The organism is Actinacidiphila paucisporea (assembly GCF_900142575.1).
GTDB classification, from domain to species: Bacteria; Actinomycetota; Actinomycetes; order Streptomycetales; family Streptomycetaceae; genus Actinacidiphila; species Actinacidiphila paucisporea.
The window spans coordinates 205963-215853 of sequence record NZ_FRBI01000008.1 but is presented as its reverse complement, the minus strand read 5'-3'; the positions used below and the strand labels follow the sequence as shown (position 1 = coordinate 215853).

The following is a 9891-nucleotide window of genomic DNA, read 5'->3' as shown; positions in this document are numbered from 1 at the left end:
GAAGTCGCGGGCCTCCTGGTCGCGTAACCGCTGGTGTGCCTCGGCCAGGCGAGAGGTGGCGGTCTTGAGGTAACTGCGGAGCTTGGCTTCAGTAGTCATTTCCCACCTGGCGCATCAAGGGGTCGCTGTCGAGCGCGTTGAAGAGGTCTTCGTCGGAGGCGGATGCGTAGTCGTGCGCGGGGGCCGCGGTCCACGGCAGGTCGCCGGCGAAGCGGCTCACCAGCTCGCGGAGCCGGTCGGCGGCGGCCGCCCGCTCGGGTTCGTCCGCGCCGAGGGAGCCCAGCGCGGCTTCGATACGGTCCAGGTCGGCGGTGAGCGTGGCCCGCGGCGGGGCGGAGCCGGCGGCCGGCGCGGCCGCGGGGGCGGCGGCCGGCGCGAGGCGTTCCAGCAGGAGGTCCGCGACCGCCGTGGGCGTGGGGTGGTCGAAGACGAGCGTCGCGGGCAGCCGCAGCTCGGTGGCCGCGGTGATGCGGTTGCGGAATTCCACCGCGGTCAGCGAGTCGAAGCCGGCCTCCTTGAACGAGCGCCCCGCGGGGACGTGTTCGGGGTCGCCGTGTCCGAGTACGGCCGCCGCGTGGCCGCGTACGAGGTCGAGCAGCACCCGCCGCGGGTCGGCGCCGCCTCCCGCGGCGAGCCGCCCGGCCAGCGACATCGGCGTCTCGCGGGGCGCGGCGGCGGCCCGCCGGACGGGAGCCTTTACCAGGCCGCGGAGCAGCGCGGGGATGCCGGAGTCCTGCACGCCGAGAGCCGCGTGGTCGAAGCGGGCGGCCACGGTGGCGGCGGACCGGTGGGCGACGGCCTCGTCGAAGAGCAGGAAGGCCTGGTCGGTGGCGAGCGGCAGTTGCCCGCCGCGGGCCATGCGGGCGCTGTCCAGGCCGGTGAGGTGCGCGGTCATGCCGCTGGCCTCGGCCCAGTAGCCCCAGGCGATGCTGGTCGCGGGAAGCCCGTTGACGTGCCGGTGGTGGGCGAGGGCGTCGAGGAAGGCGTTCGCGGCGGCGTAGTTGGCCTGGCCGGGGCTGCCGAGGACGCCGGCGATCGAGGAGAACAGGACGAAGGCGGCCAGGTCGCGGCCGGCGGTGAGGCGGTGCAGATTCCAGGCGGCGTCGACCTTCGGGCGCAGCACGGACTCCAACTGCCCCGGGGTGAGGGAGGCGATGGTCATGTCGTCCAGCACTCCGGCGGCGTGCACCACCGCGGTGAGCGGGTGCTCGGCCGGTATCGCGTTCAGGACGGCGGTCAACTCCCCCCGGTCCGCGGCGTCGCAGGCCGCAACGGACACCTCGACGCCGAGCGCGGCCATCTCCTCGGTGATCCCGGCCGCCCCTTCCGCCGCGGGCCCGCGGCGGCTGATCAGCAGCAGCCGGCGTACGCCGTGGTCGGTCGCGAGGTGCCGGGCCAGCAGCAGCCCCAGCGTGCCGGTGCCGCCGGTGATCAGCACGGTGCCGTCCGGGTCGAGTTCGCGGGGCAGGCTGAGCACGACCTTGCCGGTGTGCCGGGCCGCGCCCAGATATCGCAGCGCGCGGCCGGTCCGGCGTACGTCCCAGGAGCGCAGCGGCAGCGGGCGCAGGACACCGCTGTCGAACAGCGCCCCGAGGTCGGCCAGGATCTGCTGGATGCGGTCGGGGCCGGCGTCGAGGATGTCGAACGCCTTGTAGGTGACGCCCGGATGGGCCGCGGCGACCTCAGCGGCGTCCCTGATGTCGGTCTTGCCGATCTCGATGAACCGGCCGCCGTCCGCGGTCAGCCGCAGCGAGGCGTCGGTGAAGTCCCCGGCCAGGGAGTTGAGTACGACGTCCATGCCGCCGGGCGCGGCGGTCCGGAAGGCCTCCTCGAAGCCGAGGGTGCGGGAGTCGGCGATGCGGTCGGCGGGGACGCCGAGCGCGCGCAGGGTGGCGTGCTTGGCGCGGCCCGCGGTCGCGTAGACCTCCGCGCCCCAGTGCGCGGCCAGTTGCAGCGCCGCCATTCCGACACCGCCGGTCGCCGCGTGCAGCAGCAGCGAGTCACCGGGCTTGAGCGCGGCGAGGTCGGCCAGGCCGTGGTAGGCGGTGACGAAGACGATCGGCACGGTGGCGGCCTGGGCGAAGCTCCAGCCGACCGGGATCGGCGCGAGGTGGCGGCGGTCGGTGACGGTGACCGGACCGACGCCGGCGAAGAACAGGCCCATCACCCGGTCGCCGGGCGCCAGGTCGGTGACGCCCGGCCCGGTCTCCAGCACCACCCCGGCGCCCTCGCCGCACATCGCCCGGCCGTCGTCGACCATGCCGAGGGTGACGACGACGTCGCGGAAGTTCAGCCCGGCCGCCCGCAGCGCGACCCGCACCTCCCCCGGCTCCAGCGGCCGCCCCAGCTCGGGGCGCGGGGCCAGCGCGACCGCGTCCAGGTCGCCCCGCGCGGCGGGCGCCGGCTCCAGCCGCCACGGGGCGCCGTCCTGTGGCGCGGCCGGCAGGTCGGCGGACACCCGGGCCAGCCGGGGCGCGAGCAGCTGCCCGTCCCGTTCGGCCAGTTGCGGCTCGCCGACGGCGAGAGCGGCGGCGTACCGCTCCCACCAGTGGTCGTCGACGGCGGCCGCGAGGCGCGGGCCAGCCGCTCCGGCGCCGGGACCGCCGGCCGGGGCGGGTACCGGTCCGGTACCCGCCGGCTGCGGGCCGTCGCCCGGCACCGGGAGGCGCGGGTCGGTGTCCAGCAGGACGATGCGGCCCGGGTGTTCGGTCTGGGCGACCCGCAGCAGGCCCCACAGCGCGGAGGCCGCCAGGTCGTGGAGGTCCTCGCCGTCGCGGGCGGCCACCGCACCGCGGGTGGAGACGACCAGGCGGCTCTCCGCGAGGCGGTCGTCGGCCAACCAGGCCTGGACCAGGGCAAGGACGGCCGCGGTCGCGCGGTGCGTGGCGGCCGGCTGGTTCGGCTCGTCCCGGGGCGTCGCGTCGCGCAGCACGTAGACGTCGGCGACCGGCGCCGCGCTCCAGGAGCCGTCCAGGAGCGACCAGCGCAGGGCCCGCGCCTCCCGCCGGTCGGGGGCGGCCGGCGCCGGGGACCACTCGACGTGGAAGAGCGGGGTGCCGGGCGAGCGCCGGGCGCCGCCGAACTGCTCGTCGCCCGCGACCCGGGTGGCCAGCGCGGCGACACTGACCACGGGAGCGCCGTCCGGGTCGGCCGCGTCCAGGACGAAGGTGCCGCCGCCCGTCCCCGCGGGGGCGATACGCACCCGCAGCGCGCTCGCCCCGGTGGCGTGCAGCGTCAGGGCGCCCCAGCTGTACGGCAGGACGATCCCGGGCTTGTCGTGACCGACGGCGAAGAGCACCAGCGGGTGCAGCGCGGCGTCCAGCAGTGCGGGGTGCACCTCGAAGTCGCCGGCCGCGTCGTGCGGGTCGTCCGGGCCGGCCGGCAGCGCGATGTCCGCGTAGACCTCGTCGCCCTTGCGCCAGGCGGCGCGCAGCCCCCGGAAGCCGGGGCCGTACTCGTAGCCCAGTTCGGCGAGCCGGTCGTAGGCGTCGGTGACGTCGAGCGCCTCCGCGCCGGGCGGCGGCCAACTGCCGTGGAGGGCGCGGCCGGTGCCCGCTTGCGGGGCGAGGGTGCCCTCCGCGTGGCAGGTCCAGCCCTCGGAGTCGGCGGGCCGACCCGCGGGAGCCTGCGGCCTGGCGTGGACGCCGACCGGCCGGCGGCCGCCGGCGTCGGGGGCGCCGACCGTGACCTGGATCTGCACCGCGTCCTGCGGGCCGAAGGCGAGGGGCGCGTGCAGCGTCAGCTCCTCGACCTGGCCGCACCCGGCCCGCCGGGCCGCGTGCAGGGCGAGGTCGGCGAAGGCGGTGCCCGCGAGCAGCACCGTGCCCCGCACGGCGTGGTCGGCGAGCCACGGGTGGGTCGGCAGCGACAGCCGGCCGGTCATGACCAGGCCGCCGCCGTCCGCGAGGTCGAGGGCCGCGGCGAGCAGCGGGTGCCCGGCCGGCTCCAGGCCGGGGGCGTCGCCGGTAGGTAAGGGGGCGTCGAGCCAGTAGCGCTGCCGCTGGAAGGGGTAGGTCGGCAGGTCGACGGGGCGCGGGGCGTGTCCGGCGAAGACGGCGTCCCAGTCCACGGCGAGGCCGCGGACGTGGGCCTGGCCGAGCGAGGCGAGGAAGCGCCTGCGGCCCCCGTCGTTGCGGCGCAGCGTCCCCCAGGCGTCGGCGCCGACGCCGTCGTCGGGCGCGGTCTCCCGCAGGGTGTCCTGGATGGCGGTCACCAGCACCGGGTGCGGGCTGATCTCCACGAAGGAGCGGTGCCCGTCGGCGTACAGCCGCCGGATCGTCTCGTCGAAGCGGACGGTGTGGCGCAGGTTGCGGAACCAGTAGTCCGCGTCGAGGCCGGCGGTGTCGAAGACGTCGGCGCAGACCGTGGAGTAGAAGGGCGTCGCGAACGCGGACCCGGTGACGCCGGCCAACTCCGCCGCGAGCCGGTCGCGCAGGGCGTCGACGTGGCGGGAGTGCGAGGCGTAGTCGACGTCGATGCGGCGGGCGTCGACCTCCTCGGCCTTGAGGGCGTCGAGCAGTTCGTCCAGCGCGGCGGCGTCGCCGGAAACCACCGTGGAGGCGGGGCCGTTGGTCACCGCGACGCCCAGTTCCCCGCCGTGGTGGGCGAGTCGCCGCTCGACCTCGGCGGCGGGCAGCGGCACGGAGGCCATGCCGCCGAGCCCGGACAGCGCGGCCACTGCCCGGCTGCGCAGGGCGCTGACCCTGGCCGCCGCGTCGAGGCCGAGCGCGCCGGCCACGCAGGCGGCGGCGATCTCGCCCTGCGAGTGCCCGACGACCGCGTCGGGTTCGACGCCGTGCGCGCGCCAGACCTCGGCGAGCGACACCATCACGGCGAACAGCAGCGGCTGGACCACGTCGACCCGCTCCACCGGCGGCGCGTCCGGCTCGCCGCGCAGCACCGCGAGCACCGACCAGCCGGTGTACGGCGCGAGCGCGGCATCGCACTCGCGCATCCTGCCGGCGAAGTCCGCGCTGGAGTCGAGCAGTTCGAGCCCCATACCGCGCCACTGCGACCCCTGCCCGGGGAAGACGAAGACGGTGCGGCCCGGCGCCTCGGCCCGCCCGGTGACCACCCCGGCCGGTGTCTCGCCGTCCCGCAGGCCGCCGAGCGCGCCGACCAGTTCCGCGGCGGACCCGCCGACCACGACGGCCCGGTGCTCGAAGTGGCTGCGGGAGGTGGCCAGTGCGTGCCCGACATCGGCGGGGGCGGCCGCGCCGGCCTCCAGCAGCGCGCGGACCCGGGCGGCCTGGTCCCGCAGCGCGCCGGGGTCCTTGGCGGACAGCGGCAGGGCCACGGCGCCGAGGTCGCCGCCAGGGGCGGGCCCGTCGAGATCGCCGACGGGGTCGCTGCCGAGGTCGCCGTCTTCGGGCCCACCGACGAGATCGCTGCCGTGGTCGCCGTCGTCGGCCGGCCCGGCGGGGGCGGTGTCCAGTGGTCCGAAAGCCGGGTCGTCGAGGGGCAGTTCGAGGATGATGTGGGCGTTCGTGCCGCTGATGCCGAAGGAGGAGACCGCCGCCCGGCGCGGGCGGCCGGCGGAGGTGCCGGGCCAGGGGGCCGGCTCGGTGAGCAGCGACACCCCGCCGGTGGACCAGTCGACCCGGGGGGTCGGGGTGCCGGCGTGCAGGGTCCTGGGGAGCAGTCCGTTGCGCAGGGCCATCACCGTCTTGATCACTCCGCCGACGCCGGCGGCGGCCTGCGAGTGGCCGAGGTTGGACTTCAGGGAGCCGAGGCGCAGCGGGCGGTCGGCGGGGCGGTCGGCGCCGTAGACGGCCATCAGTGCGCGGGCCTCGATGGGGTCGCCCAGCGTCGTGCCGGTGCCGTGGGCCTCGACGGCGTCGACGTCGGCGGGGGCGAGGCGGGCGTCGGCGAGGGCCTGGCGGATGACGCGTTCCTGGGCGAGGCCGTTGGGCGCGGTGAGGCCGTTGCTGGCTCCGTCCTGGTTGACGGCGGAGCCGCGCAGCACGGCGAGCACCGTACGGCCGTTGCGGCGCGCGTCGGAGAGCCGTTCCAGGACGAGCAGGCCGACGCCCTCGGACCAGCCGGTGCCGTCCGCGTCGGCGGAGAAGGCCTTGCAGCGGCCGTCGGGCGACAGTCCGTGCTGGCGGCTGAACTCCACGAACATCCCGGGCGTGGCCATCACGGTGGCGCCGCCCGCGAGCGCGAGCGAGCACTCGCCCTGCCGCAGGGCCCGCACCGCGAGGTGGGTGGCCACCAGCGAGGACGAGCAGGCGGTGTCCACGGTGAGCGCGGGCCCGTGCAGGCCGAGGGTGTAGGCGATGCGTCCCGAGGCGACGCTCGCGGTGCTGCCGGTGAGCAGGTAGCCGTCGTAGCCGAGCGCGGGTTCGTGCAGCCGCGGGCCGTACTCCTGCGACATGGCGCCGACGAAGACCGCCGTGTTGCTGCCGCGCAGCGTCCGCGGTACGACGCCGGCCCGCTCCAGCGCCTCCCAGGACGTCTCCAGCAGCAGCCGCTGCTGCGGGTCCATCGCGGCGGCCTCGCGCGGGCTGATGCCGAAGAAGGCGGGGTCGAACCGGTCCGCGTCGTGCAGGAAGCCGCCGGCCCGCGCGGCGGACGTACCGGGCTTGTCGGGGTCGGCGTCGAAGAGCGAACCCAGGTCCCAGCCGCGGCCCTTGGGGAAGTCCGAGATGGCGTCGCCGCCGGAGCGCACCAGCTCCCACAGGTCCTCGGGACCCGCGACACCGCCGGGGTAGCGGCAGGCCATCCCGACGATCGCGATCGGCTCGGCGGGGTCCGCGGCCCACGCGGGCGCCTCGCCGTCCTGCGCGGCGGCCGAGCCGCCGCGCGTCCCGCCGAGGTGCCGGGCGAGCAGCGCGGCGGTGGGGTGGTTGAAGATCTCCTCGGGCGGCAGGTCGACGCCCGTCACGGAGGCGATCCTGTCGGCGAGTTCGACGGCGCCGAGCGAGTCGAGGCCCAGTTCGCTGAAGGCGCGGTCCACGTCGACCACGTCGGTGGTGACATGGCCGAGGACGAGCGCCAGGTTGGTGCGTACCAGTTCCAGCGGGTCGGCGCCGGCGTCCGCGGCGGCCACCGGCTCTCCGGGCTCAGGGGCCGGCGGGGAGGCCGGGGCGAGAGGGGCAGGCGGCGGCTCGGCGGCGGCTCCGAGCCAGTACCGCGAGCGCTGGAAGGCGTACGTCGGCAGCGGCACCCGGCGTGCGCCGGCGCCGTACAGCGCGCCGAAGTCCACCGGCAGGCCGCGGACGTGGGCGTGTGCGAGGGCGGTGGCCAGGACGCGCGCCTCGGGCCGGTCGCCCCGCAGGGTCGGCAGCGCCGTCACGGCCGGGTCGTCGAGGCAGCCGCGGGCCAGGCCCGACAGGGCGCCGTCCGGGCCCAGTTCGAGGAAGGTCGTCGCGCCGAGCGCGTGCAGCGCGCCGACCGCGTCGGCGAACCGTACGGTGCCGCGGGCGTGTTCGACCCAGTAGCCGGGGGTGGCGAAGAGCTCGGGGTCGGCCGGGGCGCCGGTCAGCGTGGAGACCACGGAAAGCGCCGGCGGGCGCAGGTCCAGGCCCGCCACGACCTCGCCGAAGGCGTCCAGCATCGGGTCCATGAGCGGTGAGTGGAAGGCGTGGCTGACCCGCAGCCGCCTGGTCTTGCGCCCGCGTGCGGCCAGTTCGCCGGCGACGGCCAGCACGGCGGCCTCGTCGCCGGAGACGACCACCGACGCGGGCCCGTTGAGCGCCGCGACGCCGGCCCGCCCTCCGTGCGCGTCGAGCAGGGCCGCGACCTCGCCGGGTGCCGCCTGGACCGCCACCATGGCGCCGCCGGCGGGCAGTTCCTGCATCAGCCGCCCGCGGGCAGCCACCAGCGTGACGGCGTCCGGCAGCGACAGCGTCCCCGCGACATGAGCGGCGGCCACCTCCCCGACGGAGTGCCCGGCGAGCAGGTCGGGCACCACTCCGAGGTGTTCGAGCAGCCGGTGCAGGGCCACTTCGAGCGCGAAGAGGGCGGGTTGGGAGTACGCGGTCCGGTCGATCAGCCCCGACGGGCCGGACCGGTCCGGCGTCAGGACGAGTTCGCGCAGGTCGAGGTCGAGGTGCCGGTCGAACTGCGCGCAGACGGCGTCGAATGCGCGCGCGTAGACCGGGAAGCCGGCGTGCAGGCCGCGGCCCATGCCGGCCCGCTGCCCGCCCTGGCCGCCGAAGAGGAAGGCCGTCCGGTGCGGGCCCTCCGACGCGGTGCCCCGGACGACGGCGGGGTCGTCCGCGCCCTGCGCGAGGGCGCCGAGCGCGCGGACGTAGCCGTCCCGGTCGTCCGCGACGATGACCGCGCGCTCGGCGAAGGCCGTCCTGCCGACGGCGAGCGACCTGCCGAGGTCGGCGGGGCGGTGCTCGGGGTGCGCGAGTACGTGCTGCCGCAGCAGCGCCGCCTGGCCGCGCAGAGCGCCGGCGTCGCGTCCCGACACCGGCCAGGGCGACACGGCGGGGGCGGCGGGTTCCGCTTCCGCGGCAGTGGCCGGCGGGCGGGGGGCGTCGGTCAGGACGAGGTGGCAGTTCGTACCGCCCATGCCGAAGGAACTGACGCCTGCGATCAGCGGCCGGTCGGGGTGCGGCCACGGTCCCGTGGCGGTGGCGACCCGCACGGTGGGCGGGACCGCGGGGTTCGGCGTGGTCAGGTTGAGGCTGGCCGGGATGCGGCGGTGCTTGATGCTCAGTGCCGCCTTGAGCAGCCCGACGATGCCGGCCGCGCCCTCCAGGTGGCCGACGTTGGTCTTCGCCGACCCGACCAGCAGCGGCGCGGCCCCGCCGGTGCGGCCCGCACCGAAGACGGCGCCGAGCGCGGTGGCCTCGACCGGGTCGCCCACCCTGGTCCCGGTGCCGTGCAGTTCGACGTACTGCGTGGCCGCCGGGTCGGTGCCCGCCATGGCGTGGGCGCCGCGCAGCACCTCCTCCTGGGCGGGAGCGCTCGGTACGGTCAGGCCCGCCGCGGCCCCGGCGTTGTTGACGGCGCTGCCGCGTATCACGCAGTAGACGTCGTCGCCGTCCTCCAGCGCCCTGCGCAGCGGCTTGAGCACGACCACCCCGCCGCCCTCGCCCCGCACGTAGCCGTTGGCGCCGGCGTCGAAGACGCGACATCGGCCGTCGGGCGACAGGGCGCCGAAGCGGTGGGCGCTGACCGCGCTGTCGGGGACGAGGTTGAGGTGGACGCCGCCGGCCAGCGCGAGCGCGCTGCGGCCCGAGCGCAGGCTCTCCACCGCCAGGTGGACGGCGACCAGCGACGAGGACTGCCCGGAGTCGACGGTCAGGCTCGGTCCGCGCAGGCCCAGGACGTACGAGAGCCGGTTCGCCATCAGCCCGCGCTCCAGGCCGGCGAGGGTGTGCCGGGTGATCGCCCGGTGCCCGCCGCGCCGGGCGATGGCGGCGTAGTCGTCGGCCATCGCGCCGAAGAAGACGCCGGTCGCGCTGCCGCGCAGGTCGGCGGGGCGGATGCCGGCGTCCTCCAGCGACTCCCAGCCCAGTTCCAGCATCAGCCGCTGCTGCGGGTCCATCGCGGTGGCTTCCCTGGGCGAGAGCCGGAAGAAGGCCGGGTCGAAGAGGTCGACCCCGTCGACGAAGCCGCCGGTGCGTACGGCGGCCGGCAGCTCGCCGTCGTCGCCAGCGTCCCAGCGCCCCGGCGGGACCTCGCCGATCGCGCTGCGGCCCTCCGTCAGCAGGCGCCAGAACGCCGCCGGGTCCGGGGCCTGCGGCAGCCTGCACCCCAGCCCGATGACCGCGACCGCGTCGTCCTGCTCCTGCATCCGGATGCCCCTCCCAGACGGTCGGCGGCCCGGGTACGGCGACGGGCAGGCGGCAGCAACCACCCCCGTACGAGCACCACGAACCTCGATGTTCCGAAACTCCCGGCTCAGACGCTACGGCCGGGCCGATGCGGGGG

General features: G+C 76.7%; 1 protein-coding gene. It reads right to left on the bottom strand.

The genetic code is table 11. The annotated features are described in order from the left end of the window. Positions 1-88: 88 nt before the first annotated feature. Positions 89-9754: a type I polyketide synthase gene (locus BUE44_RS15155; RefSeq protein ID WP_073498391.1), complete on the bottom strand. Its 9666-nt coding sequence runs from the start codon at positions 9752-9754 to the stop codon at positions 89-91. Between the last annotated feature and the right edge of the window lie 137 nt (positions 9755-9891).

What these genes read in the sequence shown, in the direction of transcription:
- BUE44_RS15155 (WP_073498391.1), bottom strand. Translation starts at nt 9,754, where the DNA reads ATGCAGGAGCAGGACGACGCGGTCGCGGTCATCGGGCTGGGGTGCAGG.